Source organism: Paenibacillus albiflavus (genome assembly GCF_004344915.1).
Classification (GTDB): Bacteria; Bacillota; Bacilli; order Paenibacillales; family NBRC-103111; genus Paenibacillus_AM; species Paenibacillus_AM albiflavus.
Map to the genome: position 1 here is coordinate 140,385 of NZ_SKFG01000001.1, position 20,363 is coordinate 160,747.

Below are 20,363 nucleotides of genomic sequence, written 5' to 3' on the forward strand. Positions count from 1 at the left end.
CTCCCCCAAAGCTCATAGAAAAACAAAAAAGCTCCCTGTACAGAGAGCGCTTAGGCACGAATCCTATATTGTTCAATCTTACATGTAAAACAAACCCATCAAACTCACTATTCATTCAATTAGAACGAAAATGATGAAGGTGTGGAGGGACATGTTGGATCATAACAACAGGACGCTTCTCTTTACAAGTACTACTATAGATGGAATTTCGACTCGGACTACTCTCCATTTGCATGTTCCCCCCTCTATCAAGAAGAAACGGTTTCACCGGCCATAAAGGCGGGGTCGTTTCTTAAGGTATAACTTAGAATTTATGACACGAATGTTATAAATTCTATTATACTAATAAAGCCCTCCAGGATACCTAGGGGCTAAGATACAAGTACTATATACTTTACATTCGAATATTACCTTCAATTGGTGAACTTGTCAAATTGATCACAACTCATGCATTAATTGATTGATCCGATCGATTACTTGATTTTCATCATTTGCGACTTGTTCAGATGCAACTCTTAATAACTCAGTATGATTCCCAATACATATGGAATGTTTGGCATGCTGGAACATAGACACATCATTCGCATCATTTCCAAAAGCAATATATTCCTTTGGTTCCAATCCTAATTTTTGTAGTCCAGCCCATTTATGAATACCACTTGGACTCATATCTATAATATTTTCAGAACCATGCCTATAAATAACGATCGGCAGCTTCTGTAATTCACTCCATAACCGTTGTGGCTCAGAAGTATGTAAAATGACTACTTTTACGATTTCAGTTAATTCTTCCAGACGTTTATTCTGCGCTCTCTTGTCTGGGTCCAGATTTCTCCTAATCGGATGTTCTTGATCACCTGAATAAGAATAATCCCATTGGCTATCAATTAAATAATCCGCTTGAAATTCATGTATTAAACGAATAATGTTATCTTTCGTCTCTTGGTCAAAATGAACAGTAGAGATGATGCTACCTCCTGCCGCCACAAAAGAACCATTCCCCCCTACCATCGCAAATTGCTGCATATGTGGTGGCAAGACTGGCAGGAGATCGCGAATCGGTCTTGCTGATGCAAATATTAATTCGTGTCCTTGCGTTGCCAGGACATCGAGAACTTGAACCATATTGGTACTTAATGGTTTTCCTGCAAAACAAATGGTTCCATCCAGATCAAAAACAATTTTCACGTTTGGTTCCTCCCTCTTTTTTTCTTATCATAACAATTATTTGTATAATAAAAAGGACAGATGTCCGAAATGGGGAGAAAAATATGAAAACGAAATATGATCAAAATCAGATACAGGACTATATAGCTACCTATCAATTGGATCAAATATTCTCTCAAGCTAGTGCAATTCCCATTCAGCTTCGTACATATGAGAGAAACGAAATTGTTTTAAAGGAAGGAGATGAACTTGATGGTATCTATTTTCAAGTCGAAGGAAGAACCAAGGTGTCTTCCAGTATAGAGACCGGTAAAGCATTGCTGCTACGGTTCTGTCATCCTTTATCTGTATTTGGGGACGTTGAACTGATTCAGAAGGTTGTTATTCAATCCCAAGTAGAGGCAACTGAGCCCACTACTTTCTTATTCATTAATAAACGAACCGTTGAGACAGAGCTTATGTTAGACCGTAATTTCCTATACGAACTGCTGAAGTATCTTTCCTATAAACTGCAAACCTGCACAACTGCTTCGAGAATCAATTTATTGGCATCTGTAGAGGAACGCTTTGCCAGCTACTTATTAACGACACGGTTGCAAAATGAGTTCGGCAAAGAGATTTTAACACCACATGTTCCAGAGATTGCCTCATTGATCGGTACAACACCTCGGCATTTGAATCGGGTAATTCAAAAATTCATTACGATGAATGTGCTTAATAAAGAAAAGAAAAAGATAAGCATTCTAGATTGGGATCGCTTGGATGAGATTTCAAATGGATTACGTTATGAATAAACGGCAAAAAAAAGAGCAGCTCTTGTGTAGGACAAGGGCTGCTTCTTCCCCTATACGGGATATACGGGATGCTTACGTGAGCCAGACACCGTTGTATGTAAAGAATAGGCTTCAAACCGCCTGATCAGCTCCTCTCGCAGTTCCCCTGCAGGGACTATTCCGTCAATTACCATATCAGAGGCAAGACGATATAAGTCAATATTTTTACGGTAATCTTCTTGTCTTTCGGCAATAAATTCTGCACGTTCAGACTCTGCAATCTCGGCAATCTTATTCGCATATACGGCATTTATCGCTGCTTCAGGTCCCATAACGGCAATTTGCGCTGAGGGTAAGGCAAGGCAGCAATCAGGCTCGAATGCAGGTCCAGCCATTGCATATAAACCTGCGCCATACGCTTTGCGGACAATAACCGAAATTTTGGGAACAGTAGCTTCGGATACTGCTGCGATCATTTTGGCGCCGTGTCGAATGATTCCCGCTTGTTCGACTTTGGTGCCGACCATAAAGCCTGGGACATCGACGAGAAATAACAGCGGGATGTGAAAGGCATCGCATAAACAGATGAACTTGGCTGCCTTATCAGCAGAATCGTGAAACAAAATGCCTCCTTTGGCACGTGGCTGATTCGCGATAATTCCGATCGTCTCCCCATCTAGACGCGCAAATCCTGTTATCAGCTCCTTGGCAAATAACTTTTTGATTTCAAAAAAAGAATCCTCATCAATCAGATGTTCAATCAATTCATACATGTCAAAAGAAGTATACTGATTGTCTGGAATAATTTCTTCAATGGTTAGCTCATCATCTTTAATCGGTAGTGAGTGATATATGGGAGGCTTATTCCTGCAATTAGAAGGTAAATAGCTGAGATAGTCCCTTGCAAGCTCAATCGCTTCAACTTCACTATAGGCAAGTACGTCCCCGCATCCAGAAATAGAGCAATGCATTTTGGCTCCTCCTAGCTCTTCAAGCGTCGCCTTTTCACCGACGACGATTTCAACGATCCTTGGAGAACCAAGATACATGGACGCATTCCCATCAACCATAATGACAATATCGCAAAATGCTGGAATATAAGCTCCGCCTGCTGCTGAGGGTCCAAATAAGATACACACTTGTGGGATTACGCCCGAAAGCTTCACCTGATTATAGAAAATTCGCCCCGCACCTCTTCGCCCAGGATACATCTCCACCTGATCCGTAATTCGTGCTCCTGCAGAATCGACTAAGTAAAGCAGCGGTACTAGCATTTTCTCTGCTGTCTCTTGCATGCGAATCATTTTCTCAACTGTTCGTGCTCCCCAAGAGCCAGCTTTGACGGTTGAGTCATTGGCGATAACGCATACCGTTTGTCCATTTATTTTGCCGATCGCTGTTACGACGCCATCTGCTGGCAGGTCAGGATCAGTACAGTTCGCGAAAAGCGCATCTTCAAATTCACAATCTTCGTCAAATAACAATTCTAATCGATCACGAACAAATAACTTCCCTTGGTCTGAATTTTTCTCGTGATACTTGGGAGCACCGCCTTGCTCGATCTGCTCTATACGCTGCCGTAATCGATCTTCCTGCTCTTCATATCCCCTTGTCATCTTCATCTACTCCCCTTTAAAAATCGGGCGGCGCTGCTCCCGAAATGCTCGCAATCCTTCCAAGCGATCTTTCGTAGGTACAGTAACTTCATAGGCTATTTGCTCGATGGAAAGTCCCGTTCTGATGTCCTTTCCCCATCCATGATCAATTGCGATTTTGGACTGTGACACTGCAATTGGGGCATTCCTTGCAATTTGTTCAGCGATAGCAAGCACTTGTTCGAGTAATGTATCTGGCGGCGCAACATATTCAACAAGACCGATGCGAAGTGCTTCCTCGGCTTCGATTCTACGCGCTGTATAGATCAGCTCTTTGGCGCGCCCCATGCCAATAAGTCGTGGCAGGCGCTGAGTTCCGCCAGCACCCGGGATAATGCCAAGCGAAGTTTCGGTTAGACCGAGCTTGGCTGTCTGCGCTGCGATCCGAAGATCGCAGGCAAGCGCTATTTCCAGCCCTCCACCGAAAGCAGCACCATTAATGGCCGCAATTATCGGCTTCGGAAGTGATTCCAACTGGAAGATTGTATCGCGAATGAGCGCAACGGCAGCATACACTTCCGTCTCACTCATGTCCATTCGTTCCTTTAAGTCGGCTCCAGCACAGAATACCTTATCCCCTGCTCCCATAAGTATGACACAACGTACGGACAGATTTGATCGACACTCTTCTATAGCACTCTGCAATTCAATCAGCAACTGTTTAGATAATGAATTGGCAGCTTGTGGGCGATTCAACTTCAGAATCGCAACACCCTGACTGCTAATTGAAACCTGAACGGTTTGTTCCATAGCTAAATCCGCCTAACATCCAATTTGACTTGCGATCACCATTCGCTGAATCTCCGAAGTGCCTTCCCCAATCTCGAGCAGCTTCGCATCACGGAAGAATCGCTCAACCTCGTACTCCCGCATATAGCCATATCCTCCATGCGTTTGTACGGCTTGATTGCATACATTCATGCACATTTCCGTTGCAAACAGCTTTGCCATTGCTGCTTCTTTCTTGAATGATCTTCCCTTATCTTTGAGCCATGCCGCTTTATAGACCATGTTGCGGGCAAGCTCGATATTCATTGCCATATCCGCAAGCTTAAAGCGAATCGCTTGAAATGCCGACAAGCTTCGGCCAAATTGCTTGCGCTGCTTGGCATATTCAAGTGTTTTATCAAAAGCGCCTTGGGCAATTCCAACAGCCATCGCGCCGATTCCAATTCGTCCTCCATCAAGCGTAGCGAGAAATTGCTTATAGCCGTTGCCAAGCGTACCGAGCAAGTTATGTCTAGGCACACGAACCTGATCAAATATCAGTTCAGTTGTGTTAGATGCATGCAGTCCCATTTTTTCATAGTTGTTTATCACCGTAAATCCAGGCGAATCTGACGGTACAATAAAGGCGCTAATCCCATTCGTACCTTGGGAACGATCCGTTACTGCGGTAAGAACGATATGTCGTGCATAGCTGGCATTCGTGATAAAGCATTTAGTGCCATTAATGACCCAATCTTCACCATCTAACACGGCTGTTGTGCGCGTACCTCCCGCATCCGATCCTGCGTCAGGCTCTGTAAGTCCGAAAGCACCAAGCGATTCACCGCTGCATATTTTTGTTAAGTAGGTTTCCTTCTGCTCATGGGTTCCAAATAAATGAAGTGGTGCACCACCCAAAGAAATGTGAGCGGAATACGTAATCCCTGTCGATGCGCAGACCCGACTTAATTCTTCAACCACTATGGCAAAACTGATTGTATCCGCCCCTCCACCTCCATATGCTTCTGGAAAAGGCAGGCCCATCAGCCCCAGTTTGGCTAATTTATCGCAGATCTCTTTCGGGAACGTGCCTGTTCGGTCTCTGTCAATCGCACCAGGTGCTACTTCTTCGTTCGCAAATTCATGGATTAAATTCCGAATCATCTGCTGTTCCGTTGTCAGATCAAAATGCATCGCTCCACAACCTTTCTTTTAAGACTTGGGGAAATTAACACTGTCTTCTATTTCGACTTCCATGCGCATTAAATTGGATGCGAAGCATTTGCCGAGATTATCCAACCTCAGCGTAGCTGAGCCTCCGCCATCCAACGCATCTTTGCACACAAAGTTCATCGCATATAAATTAGGCAAGGTATAGCGAAGCACTTCACCTTTCACTAATCCGCTAAAATGTTCTTTTACCCTCTGAGGAGTAACTTCAATAAGCAAGGTATCATACAATTGTTTATTGGGTGCGAATAGGGCGATATTCACCGTATTTCCTTTATCGCCTGAACGCGCTTGCACCAGATGGCGGAGCTGTACCTTTGTCATAGCTGCACCTCCGTGACTGTTACGCTAACATTTGATTCAATTACTTCGCGAGGTACAAGACAGGACCACATCCCGAGCAATTCACGTGGTTTCATTAGGCCGAGAAAACCACCCATCGATGGTGGTCCGTTCAGCATAAGGGGTGGAAATAGTCTGCCTAACTTGGCTGCTTCCTCTTTGCTATCTGTCCGAATGGCAAGCCGCAAATATACTTCATTCAAATCTTGCGTAGGTTCTTGTGCGAGTGGTCCATGTAGAGAATTATAGCCGAGGTAGTCTGTTTGCATTTTTGCTGCCTGCAAACCACTTCGCTCAATCTGCTTGCGGATGATTCGATCCGCTGCTTGTGCCTTGGCTAATGCATCGGGCCACGAATAACCGCATATGGCTTGCCCAAGCCAACCGTCTGCGTAACCCATAACCACTTTTAGATAATCAGGCCGTTTCGTTCCTCTAGCACCTGTTACATGAACACGATTCGGTCCAATATTCGTCAAATTTACTTCCTTCAGATCCAATACGACATCAGGTGTTAAATAGGCAGACGGATCATGGATCTCATACAGCAATTGCTCCTTGACCGTATCTACAGATACAAGTCCCCCAGTTCCTTCTGTTTTGGTCAGCACGAATTCCCCATCTTCACGCATTTCCGCAATAGGAAAGCCTATACGATCCAAATCCTCGATTGATCGCCAATCGCCGCTGAAGTTACCGCCTGTTGCTTGCCCCGAGCACTCCATCAAATGTCCCATAAGAATGCCTTGCCCAAGCCGATCCCAATCATCTGGCTGCCAATTAAATTCATAGATGAGTGGAGCTAGGAAAAGTGCAGAGTCAGTCGTCCGCCCTGTTATCACAATATCTGCTCCCTGACGCAGCGCTGCTACGATAGGCTCGGAACCCAAATAGGCGTTTGCAAACATGATTTTATCGCTTACAAGTTCAAAGCTTCTTCCATCTTCTTGATGTGTTAAGGGTATCCCTTGCTGTCTCCAACTATCTAAGTGATCAAGCACATCATCTCCCGTAACGACCGCAACCTTCAAACCTTCTAAACCTAGTTCCCGTGCGATTCGAATTACTTCTTGCCCCGCACCAATAGGGTTCATGCCCCCTGCATTGGTCAACAACTTAAACCCTTTCTCCTTTACATAAGGAAGCAGCTTTCGCATGGCTTGAGGAATATCTGTCGCATACCCTCTCGTTGAATCTTTTTGCCTATCCTTTTGCAATATAGCAAGCGTCAATTCCGCTAGACTATCAAAACAAAGATACTGAATACCTCCTCTCGCCGCAGTTTCGATTGCAGGTATAAGGGTATCTCCGTAAAAACCTTGCCCTGCCCCAATACGAATTGTTCTCATTGCATCCCCCATGAATCGTTATTCGGTCATATCTGTAACAATATATGGGTTAGAAGCTTATTCTATTCGATTATAAAAAAAGAGCCTCCGTCCGTAAGAACGGTAGACTCTTTTTGCTGCTAATAATTTCGTGAAGCCATACTATCTAAACTTTGAAAGACATACCCTTGTTCCCTAGCGGAATCAATGATTTTACCCAATGCTTCCGTATTATCTCGGGAAATCGAGTGAAGTAAGATAACAGCTCCAGGATGAAGCTGGTCTATAATTTTCTTGTACGCATAGCCGCTGCCTTTTTGGTCGTTAACATCCCAATCTTTATAAGCAATTGACCAGAATACATGCGTATACCCTAACTCCTTGCAAACACTTATCGAGCGCTCACTAAAGGTTCCTTTCGGCGGCCTCAAGTATTTCATTTCCTTTTGACTCGTTAAACTTACGACACTTTGCTTTAATTTATCCAGTTCGTCCTTTATTTTCTCGTTAGAGATTTGAGACATATCTGGATGGGTCCAAGTATGGTTGCCCACTAAGTGTCCTTCGTTAACCATTCGCTTCACTAATTCGGATTGATCCTTAACATAATGACCTGTAACAAAAAAGGCAGCTGGAACTTGTTTAGCCTTTAATACATCCAGTATTTTGGTTGTATATCCATTTTCATAACCGTTGTCAAACGTAAGGTACAGCTCTTTTCGGCTTGTGTCTCCTAAAAAGATCGCCTCATGCCTCTGCAAAATCTCTTTAAATCCTTCATAGTCGATGGAGGCGAGCTTTCCAGACTTGCTTTTTTGAAATCCAAAGTTGTACGGTCTGTCTAAACTCGCTGCGTTTGCTGTTAACGGAAACAAGACAAAACAAAGTGTTAGCCATACACAAAGAATTCGAGTTTTTTTCAATCAACAATCATTCCATTCTCCAAATTCGGATGTTTTGGAGTAATATGCCGCAGTTTGAAATGCAGTATACATGTATGGATATCCATTTTATTGTCAATTACTTCGCTTGAATATATCCTTCTGCTTTAAGCAATTCGGCGATCAGAACAGCACCGCCAGCTGCCCCGCGAAGCGTATTATGGGATAGACCCACAAATTTATAATCATAGATGGAATCTTCGCGCAATCTACCAACGGAAACGCCCATTCCACGTTCGATGTCACGATCCAGCTTTGTCTGTGGTCTATTATCTTCTTCAAAATATGTGATGAACTGCTTCGGTGCACTTGGCAGCTCAAGCTCCTGCGGACGTCCTTTGAACTTCAGCCAACGCTCCAAAATTTCATCCTTGGAAGGCTTGTTCTCGAACGAAGCGAATACAGTAGCCAAATGTCCATCCGTAACAGGGACACGAATACACTGCGTTGTAATTAAAGGAGCACTTGCTTTTATAATTTGACCATTATCGATGTGACCCCAAATACGAAGCGGCTCCTGTTCACTCTTCTCTTCTTCGCCACCGATGTAAGGAATCACATTATCCAGCATCTCAGGCCAATCTGTAAAGTTCTTGCCTGCTCCAGAAATCGCTTGATACGTCGATGCTACTACTTGTGTTGGTTTGAAATCTAACAGAGCATTCAGCGCTGGCACATAGCTTTGGATTGAGCAGTTTGGTTTCACCGCGATAAAGCCAGTCGAAGTTCCTAGACGTTTTCTTTGAGCCGCAATCACTTCAATATGCTGCGGGTTAATTTCTGGAATAACCATCGGAATGTCTGGTGTCCAGCGGTGAGCGGAGTTGTTGGAAATAACAGGCGTACCTGTTTTGGCATAGGCTTCTTCCAATGCTTTGATTTGATCCTTCGGCATATCTACAGCGCAGAAAATGAAATCAACCTGAGACGCAACTTCTTCCACCTTGGAAGCGTCTAGAACGACAATGTTCTTCACTTCTTCTGGGATTGGGCAAGCCAACTTCCATCTTCCTTGTACGGATTCTTCGTAAGTTCTGCCTGCCGATTTACTGCTTGCAGCAATCGTTGTTACCTCAAACCAAGGATGTTGATCCAGAAGTTCAATAAACCGCTGACCAACCATTCCTGTTCCTCCAACAATACCGACTCTCAATTTGTGTGTCATCAAATATTCGTTCCTTTCATAATGGCATTATTAATGGCAACCTATTCGAGCTGTGTAGAATGGTGATTATTTTATTGCTTAGATGTGTTGCAGGATAATAAAAAAATCCCACCCCCAAGACTTATAAGTCTTAGGGACGAGATTTGAATGCTCGTGGTACCACCCTGATTTACTAATATGTCGCCATATTAGCCTCCTCAAGTACGGCATTACATCGTAATGCTTATACTTTAGCTCTGTAACAGGAGCTCCTGGCACATCATCCTCTTCTTCAGATTCCGATGCACTGCTCTGAGTCTTTGTTCGATAAAACATTCTTTACTCCTTTGCAGCTGACGGAGCTCTCTGTAAAAGAATGAATTTATGTACTCTTCTCTTCATCGCATTTGAATATTGCAATAATATTAGCAGATAATTGAGGGGAGGTAAATATAAATTATTAAACTTCTCTACAAAAAATAGTGTAACCGCCACGACTCATACGAATATCAACATAGTATTGCCTACTTTCATAAAGAAACGTTAAGGGCTGCACACTGCTCACAAACTGGACTTGTTTCTTGTTCTCAGCAGCGTATTGCTCTATGGCTTGGCAAATTGTTTGCTTCGAAGGATAAGTCAACGCATCATCTATTTCAATATGAAATCCTTTTTTAAAAAATCGATTAAATAATCTTCTTCTAATTGTCATCGTGACTCACATCCTGACTGATAATTATGTAATGTTATGATATCTATTTAAAAAGATTTCCATGTAATGTCAATTGATAAAGTACCTATCGGTTTATCAGCAGGAAGCCAATTTTTCTTGGCTGCCAGTTCTGGCTTACGAAAACAAACGAGAGATTGATAGTATCCAAAAGCACGGCAGATTTCAGGTCTAGCCGAGTGAATGCCACATTTATCTTGATTCAGATCATAAAAAATACAGGTGCCATAATGTCTAGGCTGCTTCTCAAGCGCCAATCGAGTTTTTGCAGGCATCGATTTTACTTTGATTCGGATTCGTTTAAAATCTTGTTCTGTAATTGGTACAGGGCCACAACATAACCCCTTACAACCTTGGCATGGCAAGCTATCCATTGTATCCCTCAATTCCTAGTGATATGACATGGTCAAGAGAATAAAAAAAGCCCCGCTTGAACGGAACTTATCTTATCAAAAATTTCCAATAGCGACAACATTTTTAGAAGAATTTGATGAGCTTTGTCTATTTTTTCAAATGATAAGGTACTGTTGTCACAATGACATTTCTATTAAATAATAAATGTGTTCGAATAAATAGACTGGATTGGTTATGCAAAATATTATGCCAGCCTTTCTTCGGAATGAACTGTGGAATGATTACCGTTACCTGATAATTGGATTCTCCAGCTTTGCGTTGAACGGTATCGATAAACTTCGTTAATGGCGTAATAATGCTTCTATATGGCGAATGAAGCGATACTAGTCTCACATCTGGCTGCCATTTATTCCATTTTTCCTCGAAAATAATTTCATCTTCTCTTTCAAAAGGAACATGAACCGCAATAATTTGATGCGGCGATAACGATTTCGCATAGTTCAGCGAGTTTTCAACGGCATGTGTGATGCCTGCTACTGGAACGATAATGACATTCCCTTCTATAGGCGCTGGAGGCTCGCAAGTTGTGATTCTTAACTGTTCACCAACTGCATCATAGTGCTTCTTAATTTGATAGCATACAGCAATGATCAGCGGCAAGAAGATTAACACATACCACACTTGTGTGAATTTGGTTAAGAAGAACATCAGCATAACAATAAAGCTAATAGCTGCGCCAGTCGAATTAATAATTAACTTGGTCACCCATCCTTTGGGCTTTTCACGAATCCATTTGACCATCATTCCTGTTTGCGCGAGCGTAAATGGAATGAATACCCCGACGGCATACAGTGGGATTAAATGCTCAGTCTTGCCTTCAAAAGCAATGATTAAGATAATCGACATTACCGCTAGAAAAATAATGCCATTCGAATATCCTAAACGATCCCCACGCATCGTGAACATTCTTGGGATGAATTTATCTTTGGCAAGATTCACAGCAAGCAATGGAAATGCTGAATATCCCGTATTAGCGGCAAGAATTAAGATTAAGGCTGTCGTTCCTTGGATAAAGTAATACATCACATTTCGACCAAAGGTTTGTTCAGCAATTTGTGAAACGACCGTTACTTCGTTTTTCGGTGCAATGCCGTAATAATAGGCCAAAAATACGATACCTGCAAATAAGATCGCGAGTAATGAGCCCATCGCAACTAATGTCTTGGCTGCATTATTCGGAGCAGGATCTTTGAAGTTCGGAATAGCATTCGAGATCGCTTCGACTCCTGTTAAGGCAGAGCTGCCTGATGCAAAAGCTCGCAAAAGTATAAATAAGCTAATGCCAGTTACAGGTGTTCCGATAGGTACATGCAATGCAGGTGATACATGCCCTGTTACAATCTGATAGATTCCTACACCGATTAGAATGAACAAGGCAAATACGAATATATAAACAGGATAAGCTAAAATAGTAGCCGATTCGGTAACCCCTCGTAAATTCAAAATGGTGATAAAGAGAACAAATACAATGGCAATGGTTACATTATGCTCATGTAAACTAGGAAAAGCGGATGTGATTGCATCTGTACCTGCTGATACACTTACGGCCACGGTCAGAATATAATCGACTAACAATGAGCCCCCTGCTATTAAACCAGGATACATGCCCAGGTTTTCCTTAGAGACAACATAGGCGCCTCCGCCATGAGGATATGCAAATATGATTTGTCTATAGGACAAGATTAGCGCAGTTAAGAGAATTAAAACGCCAATTCCTATCGGAATTGAATACCAGAATGCTGTCGCGCTAATCGTAACTAAGACTAGCAAAATTTGTTCTGGACCATACGCAACTGAGGATAGAGCATCTGATGAAAGAATTGCTAATGCTTTCGTTTTCGTAATCTTTTGTTCTCCTAATGCTGTCGATTTAAGCGGTCTTCCAATCAATAATCTCTTTAACATAGACATTGTCATGTTAGTCTGGCTCCCCTTTTTTGGCAACAAGAAGAAACGGCTTCGCCTTCCTTAATGGAGGCGCGTTTCTTAAGGTGATACTTAGAATTTATACTACGAAAGTTATAAATTCTATATCACAAAAAACCACAGAGGCTTGAACCTCTGTGGCCCATGTAAACATGATCACAGTATCCATATCCTCTCTCATCAACGCTTACGAGGTTAGCTGTCGGATTCGGATGGCGAGAGCCATGTGAATGATCATGATGCTGCAACAGCACGATGGATCTTTCACGTTGGTTCCCCCGTTTTCCCTTAAGGAAAACTCAGCGAATTATTTTCAAGAATGAATATAACGCTAGAAAGGTTACCTTGTAAAATGTGAAAAAATGAAAGGGAAGGAACTAACAGGCGATACGAATTCAAGTAATCGCTTACACTAGCTATGCTCTTTCATTCTCTATGACAATCTCATTCATTCTTTGATTATCACGTAAATTCACCTTTTGGAAAAAAATAGATTCTTTGACATGTTGGTTATATTTCAAATACTCATGGTGTGCTTGGATATTTAACTACCGGCCACTTCTGCTTGCGCAGTGCGTCGATTAATTCTGGGCCAACGTTTAAATTCGATTGAACGAGTTCATGAGGAGTTAGCGCCATCCACTGATTCAGGGACACATCAGCGAATCGGTCGCTTTTGAACATCTCCAGAAACCATAAGGTTTGGTTCCCCGTGTTCTGAATATAGTGACCAAAGGCAAAAGGAACATAGCCGACATCCCCTGATCTGAAATCAAAGGTGCGAGCCGACCCATTCGGACCAAATACAGTCATACGCCCTTGTCCTGTCAGATAATATTGCCATTCATCGTTATTAGGATGCCAGTGGAGTTCTCGCATTGCACCCGGTTCAATTTCAACTAGTGCTGCTGAAATGGTTTTGGATATAGGAAAATTAGAGGAATCTACGATTCTAACGCTTCCTCCTGGGGTCCGAAGCGGCTTCTGTGCAAGCAACTGATGCTTAAAGCTCAAAGGTACTGTGCCATTAGGTGACTGAATTTGCTGACTTTCAATGGAGCCCGGAACTTTATCTTGATAAATGTAGACTTGCTTAGTAGGAATACTGTTAAAAGTACTCTCGGGTACACCAAAATTGGCAGATAGTACATCTTTGGGCGTATGCGCAAACCAATCTGAAATCGATAACGTGCTCAGATCTGAGAAATGACCGTCATCGAAAACAAGCAGAAATTCGCAACCTTCCTCTAGCCCTTGGATGGAGTGTGGCACACCTGCCGGGAAGTACCAGAGATCGCCCTGACTGACATCCGCGATGAAATTTCTCCCGTCTTGATCAACTGCCGTTATGCGGGCTGTACCTAACAGCATATAGGACCATTCTGCTTGCTGATGCCAGTGGAGTTCTCGAACGCCTCCCGGTGTCAGCCGCATGTTCACACCCGCAAGCGTAGTTGCAATTGGCAGTTCTCTAATGGTGACTTCTCTTGACCATCCACCATGATTTAATTGCATGTGGGTATCCGAGAACGAAAATCTCATATTCGGTATCAAACCTGCATCCGTAATAGGTGGGATGAACATATTGGTGTTCTCCATATCTCGCATAACATCCCGAGGACCGAAGTCTGGTGCACCAGCTCCATCTTCTCTTATGGGTTGTGGTATATTAGAATAATGATTCCGTTCCTTGTCTTGGTTATCCATCGAACATGCACCTCTCAATTTGATCATGATTTGGAGGAATCTGCATCTGATCTATAGCCTCAATAAGGTAATTTATGATATTAGAGTCATATGTATAACTGGATTGGATACTCTAGCCAATTTAGAAATTACGCCCTCCTATAATACCCATTTTGTATGAAAGGGGATTTATTTTAATGATGATCTACAGTCGTCTTGCCATCATGATGCCGCCGTTTCCCTAGCTAAGCTCTCATATTCTTGTTGTTCTAGGATATAGGCTTGTAGGAGGGCTAAATCACAATGAAAAAATATGCAGCACCATCTTTATTATTAATGATCGTACTTGTGGCTTTTCCACAAATTAGTGAGACAATATATACACCTTCTTTACCTGATATTTCAACAGCACTTGGTGTTTCGAATGGTTCCATACAATTAACATTAAGTATCTATTTTATCGGATTTGCTTTAGGGGTCTTCTGCTGGGGATGCCTCTCGGATTTTATCGGACGGAGACCTGCCATGTTAGGTGGCCTGATTATATACGGCCTCGGTTGCTTGATGTGTTTCTACTCGGAATCCATTAGCTTACTTCTTGTCAGTCGTTTCATTCAAGCATTCGGAGCTGCGACTGGATCAATCATCACACAAACGATGCTTCGTGAAAGTGTATCGGGAAATAAACGACATGTTATGTTTGCCCAAATATCCGCTGTTATTGCCTTTACACCTGCAGTTGGACCACTTATTGGAGGCTGGGTTGATGAGGTTTTAGGCTATAAGGCAGTCTTCTTTACGCTAGTAATCATGAGCGTCTTATTGTTTATATACGCGTTCATAAAGTTGCCAGAAACAATGAATGATTCTGCAAGAACAAAGATTGCGATTCTACCAATCATCCGCAGAATGATTGTTTCACCACGTGTATTGGTATTCGGATTACTCATAGGCGGCATCAATGGGGTTATTTTCAGCTACTATGCAGAAGCTCCTTTTATATTCATTGATCGCTTCCAATTATCACCTGGTGTCTTTGGCTTCTTAGGCATCATTGTAGCCTTAGCGTCTATTGTAGGAGCAATCCTATCGAGAAGGCTTCTCACCATCTATGCACCAGAGAAAATTATTCATATCGGTTGTCTAGTAATGACGATTGGGGCGATTCTATTAACTGCTGCTAGCTGCCTTCACACGATGCCAGATATGTTCATCTGCATTTGTATGTTAATTACCATCTTTATGATGTTGATGGGAGCAGGGATTGCGTTACCAAACTGTCTAAGTCTTGCTCTTGTTTCATTTCAAGATGTTGTTGGAACTGCAGGTGCGATTTTTAGCTTAGGGTATTATTTGCTAGTTAGTATCGTGACCTGGGGAATGAGCGCTCTTCATAACGGCTCCTTGATTACAATGCCGATCTACTTCTTAGTCATTAGCAGTGTCATGTGGTTATCTGGCAGAAAGTTTATTTCAAAGGAATAACACATTCAATTTTTCAACAAATATTGAAACAAAGAAGCAGCTCCCCGAAGCTGCTTCTTCTGTTATTTGAACCACTTTCTATTTATTCTAATGTTGTTCGATCTCACTTTTGGTGAATTCATAGAAACCCTTTGCATCTTCCCAAGTCGAAAATCCTGCCTGTGCCTGAATATCACTGCCTCCACCCTTGCCATTATAGGAAGTTAGATTCGATTTGAGGAATGCCCCGCATGAGAACTCCGACTTGCTGCTTTGTGCTAGTACAACTTTATTCTCAAGAGCGGAAGCTAGTAACACACCGCCATTATGCAGGGAGCAAATTTTGTTAGCTAAATTTTGCAGATCCTTAAGCGATTTATCTTCATATGTGCTTGCGATCAGATTTCCTCGAACGTTTGCGACTAATTCTTGTACAGCATAATCATCAAGCTTGTCTTTGCATAAGACTAGATCAGCTTGAAGCTGTTTCTGCTCCTTCTCCGATTTATCGATCCGATCCAGAATACTATCCTTATTCGAGTTAAATTTAACAAACAGCGCATTTAAAATCCGCTGACTCTCCACGAATTCATCTAAAGCACGGTTTCCGCACTTAAAGTAAATCCGAGTATTGCCCTTCTGCTTGTCCGCTTTGAGCAGCTTAATGATGCCAATTTCTCCAGTAGCCGAGACATGTGTACCACCGCATGCATTATATTCAATATCCTGGATTTCAACAATTCGAATGTTCTCTGTCACATTCGTCTGCTTAACCAACTGAAGCTGATTGACCTCTTCTTCCGTAACAAAATAGCTTCGAATAGGATGATTAAGATATATGTGACGATTGACTTCGCGCTCAATGGCTTCAAGCTGTTCCAAGCTTACTTCAGATGCTTCAATATCAATCGTGCAATAATCAACGCCTAAGTGGAAGCTTGCCGTCTTAAACTGGAACTTGTCCAGGCTTACTGCAGATAACAGATGCTGTCCGCTATGCTGCTGCATATGATCGAATCTTCTTTGCCAATCAATGGAACAACTTACGATTCTTTCTTCAGGTAGACGTTCTAATTTATGTAAGATTTGATTGTCTTCATTCACCACATCAAGCACGGTAATTCCTTGAATCGTTCCTAAATCACAGGGTTGTCCCCCACCATGCGGATAGAAAGCAGTATCTTGTAAAATGACATAGTATCCATTTTCGAGCTTTTTCGTTTCTACAATCGTTGTTTCCCAGTTTGTTAAATAAGCAGAATCGTAATAGAGTTGTGTAGTCATGCTTGATCTCCTAACTATATATAGGTTAATTAATTAACACATTGTACTATTTTTAAACAGCTTATAGTAATAATAATTCTCCTGATCTAGATCGATGCTACTCAGAAAATCAAAGCCGCATTTTTGTATTACTCGATTGGAAGCAATATTACGTTCAAGTGCAATTGCACAAAGTTCCTCTAAGTTGGTATTATGAAACAAATACTTTGTAAAGCCTTGAACCGCTTGCGTTGTAAAACCGCGATTGGCATATTTATTTGAGATGATGTAGAAAATCTCTCGGTTGGGTGGAGGTAATTCTTCTTTTATACCCGTACCACAGCAACCAATAATCTCTCCAGTTTCCTTGGAAATAATTATTAATCGGAGGTAGAGCGATCCTAAGTCTTCACCTTTTGTTATGGCTTGATAGAATTGCTGATTGTCTTTACTTTCATAATTCAAAAACCAGTAGAATCTTTGCTCAATCGTATGCTCCCACCATGGCAGGTACTCTAAAACTTCCGGTTGTTGCGTAATCGCGTGAAGCTCCTGCATGTCTTCCTCTCGATACTCTCTTAAAATAACGTCCTTACAATCGATCATAAATAGGTTGTTTGTCGAGTCTGATATTGTATTTAAGTTCATATTTAGTCTCCTTAGGATCAAAAATAGCAGTTATTTGATCATGAAGTATTGAATCTTATGTACACATTGTTATTTTAGGGGATATTAGATAAGTAATTACTTATAAAATCGTTAGCAGCATTCATCGTACTAGGATGGAAGTATTCGATATAAGATGCATTCCCATTTGGACGTTGTAATTCTATTTCTAAGGGCGTCTCCTCACCATTCGAAATAAGTAAGTTATGATCTATTCTTGGCAAATAACCTTCTGCATTGAAAAGAACTGTATATCCCATCTGAAAATAACCGTCCGAAGGTCCGGAGGTTAGGCTTGGTAAAGAAATGGTGTGTGATCCTTGATTAATAACGAATATCTGCTTGATTTCGGACACAACTGCACTACCATAATTTATTTCTTGTCTCGTTTGTTTGTCTATGAGCTTGATTTTCCAAGTACCAAACTTTTGAATAGCCATGCTTGGTGCTTGACTGGCTTGCAAGCAGCCGAGCAATAAGACGATGACAATCATTATAAAACTCTTATTAGTCATAGATAGCCTCCCAAAAAATAGACTACCTTATTATACCAATTGTATTGAGCAGTTGGATACAATTAATCGTTTATGCCGCTAATTATTTCTCTAATTAAACAAGAAACTCCAAATTTACTCTTGGAGTTCCTTGTATCGTTTATTTAATTTCTCCTGATGGGCCTGGAAGATATCATCCAGTTTGATGTCGTATTTATTAGCGATCACAATAATATTGCCAAGGACATCGCCTAATTCTTCTACGAGTTCCTGCTTCTTCTCCTGAATGGAGCCGTCGTTCTCATCAGGGCGATCTCTTCCGATCTCTAGTGCACGTATCGCTCTAGCAACTTCCCCTGTTTCCTCGGCAAGAAAACCAATTCGGATGAAGATGTCTAATTTAGACCATCCTCTTGCTTCGTAGTATTCTTTTACCCATTGCTGAAATTCATTTACGTCCATGTTGTTCCCCTTAGTTAGTAGTAAATTGAGATTAATGTAATCTATTATAATATAATAAAGGAAACCATATCATCTTGACTTTCAGCACAATAGAAACTATGTATTAATTTTTCTTCTGAAATAATGCCGTCCACAAGCCTGAGGAGCCAAATAGATCACTGGGCTGCTCGATCTCCTGCATTTGACGAATCTCAATCAGTACCAAATCCTTAAATATATTGGTTAACTTCTCAGGATTATAGCCTAGTCCACCTCTTAGGCTAAGCTGGCGATAAACCTCCCAATCCGATTGATCGGAACCACCTAACAGACCATTTTCTACAAAACAAGTAATGCCAAAATATCCATTAGGCTTAAGTGCCTTACTTATCAAATCAACATAGTTCAGTCTGCGATGCGGCGCAATGTGATGGAAGCAGCCTGAGTCGTAGATGAGATCATATTCCTCTTCCTCTACTTCCAATTCAAATATATTCTTCTGCATAAAATGTACGGACACATTCTGCTCTTGCGCTCTTTCTTTCCCCCATTGGATGGCTTCACTTGAAAGGTCCACTGCATCCACTTCATACCCCTGCTGCGCTAAGTAAATCGCATTACGCCCTGGCCCAGCGCCAAGTTCGAGAGCCTTGCCTCCAATACCTAAGATATTGTTCTGTAAATATTTCACCAAATTCTCATCAGGAGCTTGCACGAAGAAAGGCACAGGACGTTTGCGATCCGAGTAGAACGAATCCCAGTTAAATTTCGATTGTTCCTGCAATAAACTGTCGAGCATGACCAATACATCTTCCTGACTGCGAATTGTTTCCATCATGATATGACCTCCAATAATTACGTAATTACGTAAAATGATATTACATAAATAATATACCAAAGTCACATCATCATGTAAATGACTTCCACAATAGACTTATCCACAAAAAAAACCATTAGCTAAATAGCTAATGGTCTATTGAAGATACCGGGCGATAATCCGGACTAGCCTTGCAGGAAACTCATTTAGACTCGCAATATCCAAAAATTTCTCATGCCCATAGATTTCATTAAGTAATTCCTTGTCTTGACCTATAGCGGCTGCAAGAAAAGTGATACCTTTGCGTTCATACTCCTCTATCGTTTGTTGCATATCTGTTACCGCATAGCTTCCCGTATAATCGTCCATTGCTTTTGGCTGTCCATCACTTATGCTAATCAACAGCTTTGTATGTTGTTGCGAAGCAACTAACCGCTCGGCCATTATTCGTAAAGCCATTCCATCACGATTATTGCTTCTGGCACGAATTTGCATCAATCGGAATCGATCATTGGGATCTGTTTTGTCAAAGTCGGCATAAGCGAAGATCGACATTTGTTCCAGCTTGGAGACATCCGCAGTATCCCCATAGATCAATACGGGTATATTACAAATTTGGCAAAATTCATATACTGCGACTACTGCTCGTTTGGCTGCCTCTAATCTTCCAAAAGCGGACATAGAGGCTGATTCATCAATCCTTACACCAACAACAAGGGAGGGAGATTCAGTTGGCGGTCGTTTTTTTGAAAAATATCGATAATCCCCATAGGCAACACTGTCTGCTTGAAATTTACTTCCATAATAATGGTTCCTCGCAAATTCAGCAGATTCCTCATGTTCCAAGATCGGAAGCGTCTTTCTGGCAATTTCCCTTACGATAGGCATGAGCTCTTTACTAAGGCTGACGTATTCCTCTTGGTTTACCTGATCGTAATCAGGACGGTGCACAATGAGCTTCACTTTATCATGAATGGAGGTAGACACAGCCTCCCTTGCTGATCGATTCAGTTTTTTGCGAAAATGACGCTCTTGTTGTTTCGCAGACTCTGACATTGGCTCAGGATTCGTTTGATGATATTTGGGAGAACCATTTTCTAAAGAGTCTGATCTTTCCATGTAGGTAGAATCATCCATTACTTGAGAAGAGCTTTCGTCACTATCTGCATACTTT

At 41.8% G+C, this 20,363-nt stretch carries 20 protein-coding genes, 1 riboswitch and 1 other annotated feature; of the genes, 2 read left to right on the forward strand and 18 right to left on the reverse strand.

Annotation, left to right across the window (positions count from 1 at the left end; translation table 11 throughout):
- Nucleotides 1-438: 438 nt before the first annotated feature.
- Complete coding sequence (locus E0485_RS00720; RefSeq protein ID WP_132415565.1) at nt 439-1,188, reverse strand: HAD-IIB family hydrolase; 750 nt, start codon at nt 1,186-1,188, stop codon at nt 439-441.
- Nucleotides 1,189-1,271: 83 nt separating this feature from the next.
- Here E0485_RS00720 and E0485_RS00725 point away from each other — a divergent pair, with 83 nt between their 5' ends.
- Nucleotides 1,272-1,961: a Crp/Fnr family transcriptional regulator gene (locus tag E0485_RS00725; protein ID WP_132415567.1), complete on the forward strand. Its 690-nt coding sequence runs from the start codon at nt 1,272-1,274 to the stop codon at nt 1,959-1,961.
- A 50-nt stretch (nt 1,962-2,011) separates the two neighbouring features.
- On the opposite strand, the gene E0485_RS00730 is transcribed toward E0485_RS00725, so the two are convergent.
- From E0485_RS00730 to E0485_RS00780, 11 genes are all read right to left on the reverse strand, one after another.
- Nucleotides 2,012-3,556 (reverse strand): acyl-CoA carboxylase subunit beta, encoded by a 1,545-nt coding sequence (locus tag E0485_RS00730; RefSeq protein ID WP_132416412.1) that lies wholly within the window; start codon nt 3,554-3,556, stop codon nt 2,012-2,014.
- Between the two features lie 6 nt (nt 3,557-3,562).
- Complete coding sequence (locus E0485_RS00735) at nt 3,563-4,345, reverse strand: enoyl-CoA hydratase (RefSeq protein ID WP_132415569.1); 783 nt, start codon at nt 4,343-4,345, stop codon at nt 3,563-3,565.
- Between the two features lie 12 nt (nt 4,346-4,357).
- Nucleotides 4,358-5,497, reverse strand: coding sequence for an acyl-CoA dehydrogenase (locus E0485_RS00740; RefSeq protein WP_132415571.1), 1,140 nt, complete (start codon nt 5,495-5,497; stop codon nt 4,358-4,360).
- A gap of 18 nt (nt 5,498-5,515) precedes the next feature.
- Nucleotides 5,516-5,857, reverse strand: a complete 342-nt coding sequence (locus E0485_RS00745) for an AtuA-related protein (protein WP_132415573.1) — start codon at nt 5,855-5,857, stop codon at nt 5,516-5,518.
- Entirely contained in the window at nt 5,854-7,224 is a 1,371-nt protein-coding gene (locus tag E0485_RS00750; RefSeq protein ID WP_132415575.1) for an acyclic terpene utilization AtuA family protein, read from the reverse strand. The genes E0485_RS00745 and E0485_RS00750 overlap by 4 nt, the downstream gene beginning before the upstream one ends.
- 119 nt (nt 7,225-7,343) lie before the next feature.
- Nucleotides 7,344-8,126, reverse strand: coding sequence for a delta-lactam-biosynthetic de-N-acetylase (gene pdaA, locus E0485_RS00755; protein WP_132415577.1), 783 nt, complete (start codon nt 8,124-8,126; stop codon nt 7,344-7,346).
- A gap of 97 nt (nt 8,127-8,223) precedes the next feature.
- Nucleotides 8,224-9,309: an aspartate-semialdehyde dehydrogenase gene (asd, locus tag E0485_RS00760; protein ID WP_132415579.1), complete on the reverse strand. Its 1,086-nt coding sequence runs from the start codon at nt 9,307-9,309 to the stop codon at nt 8,224-8,226.
- Between the two features lie 129 nt (nt 9,310-9,438).
- Nucleotides 9,439-9,699 (reverse strand) — a binding site (T-box leader).
- Between the two features lie 49 nt (nt 9,700-9,748).
- Nucleotides 9,749-10,000: a DUF4318 domain-containing protein gene (locus E0485_RS00765; protein ID WP_132415581.1), complete on the reverse strand. Its 252-nt coding sequence runs from the start codon at nt 9,998-10,000 to the stop codon at nt 9,749-9,751.
- 47 nt (nt 10,001-10,047) lie between these two features.
- Complete coding sequence (locus E0485_RS00770; protein ID WP_132415583.1) at nt 10,048-10,392, reverse strand: YkgJ family cysteine cluster protein; 345 nt, start codon at nt 10,390-10,392, stop codon at nt 10,048-10,050.
- A gap of 127 nt (nt 10,393-10,519) precedes the next feature.
- Complete coding sequence (locus E0485_RS00775; RefSeq protein ID WP_132416414.1) at nt 10,520-12,343, reverse strand: APC family permease; 1,824 nt, start codon at nt 12,341-12,343, stop codon at nt 10,520-10,522.
- A gap of 184 nt (nt 12,344-12,527) precedes the next feature.
- A riboswitch (cyclic di-AMP (ydaO/yuaA leader) is annotated at nt 12,528-12,673 on the reverse strand.
- A gap of 210 nt (nt 12,674-12,883) precedes the next feature.
- The gene (locus tag E0485_RS00780) at nt 12,884-14,065 is read right to left on the reverse strand and encodes an oxalate decarboxylase family bicupin (protein WP_132415585.1); all 1,182 of its coding nucleotides are present in this window, start codon (nt 14,063-14,065) and stop codon (nt 12,884-12,886) included.
- A gap of 282 nt (nt 14,066-14,347) precedes the next feature.
- On the opposite strand from E0485_RS00780, the gene E0485_RS00785 reads away from it, so the two are divergent.
- A complete protein-coding gene (locus E0485_RS00785; protein WP_132415587.1) occupies nt 14,348-15,529 on the forward strand; it encodes a multidrug effflux MFS transporter in 1,182 nt (393 codons plus the stop codon).
- Nucleotides 15,530-15,616: 87 nt separating this feature from the next.
- On the opposite strand, the gene E0485_RS00790 is transcribed toward E0485_RS00785, so the two are convergent.
- The 6 genes from E0485_RS00790 to E0485_RS25385 all read right to left on the reverse strand — a co-directional run bounded on the left by E0485_RS00790 (nt 15,617) and on the right by E0485_RS25385 (nt 20,308).
- Nucleotides 15,617-16,792: an alanyl-tRNA editing protein gene (locus tag E0485_RS00790; protein WP_132415589.1), complete on the reverse strand. Its 1,176-nt coding sequence runs from the start codon at nt 16,790-16,792 to the stop codon at nt 15,617-15,619.
- A 33-nt stretch (nt 16,793-16,825) separates the two neighbouring features.
- Nucleotides 16,826-17,419, reverse strand: a complete 594-nt coding sequence (locus E0485_RS00795) for a GNAT family N-acetyltransferase (protein WP_132415591.1) — start codon at nt 17,417-17,419, stop codon at nt 16,826-16,828.
- Between the two features lie 74 nt (nt 17,420-17,493).
- Nucleotides 17,494-17,952 carry a hypothetical protein gene (locus E0485_RS00800; RefSeq protein WP_132415593.1) on the reverse strand — a complete coding sequence of 153 codons (459 nt, stop codon included), beginning with the start codon at nt 17,950-17,952 and terminating at the stop codon, nt 17,494-17,496.
- A gap of 114 nt (nt 17,953-18,066) precedes the next feature.
- Nucleotides 18,067-18,393 (reverse strand): MazG nucleotide pyrophosphohydrolase domain-containing protein, encoded by a 327-nt coding sequence (locus E0485_RS00805; protein ID WP_132415595.1) that lies wholly within the window; start codon nt 18,391-18,393, stop codon nt 18,067-18,069.
- A 103-nt stretch (nt 18,394-18,496) separates the two neighbouring features.
- Entirely contained in the window at nt 18,497-19,210 is a 714-nt protein-coding gene (locus E0485_RS00810; RefSeq protein WP_132415597.1) for a class I SAM-dependent methyltransferase, read from the reverse strand.
- Nucleotides 19,211-19,345: 135 nt separating this feature from the next.
- Nucleotides 19,346-20,308, reverse strand: a complete 963-nt coding sequence (locus tag E0485_RS25385; protein ID WP_235857338.1) for a vWA domain-containing protein — start codon at nt 20,306-20,308, stop codon at nt 19,346-19,348.
- Nucleotides 20,309-20,363 lie beyond the last annotated feature (55 nt).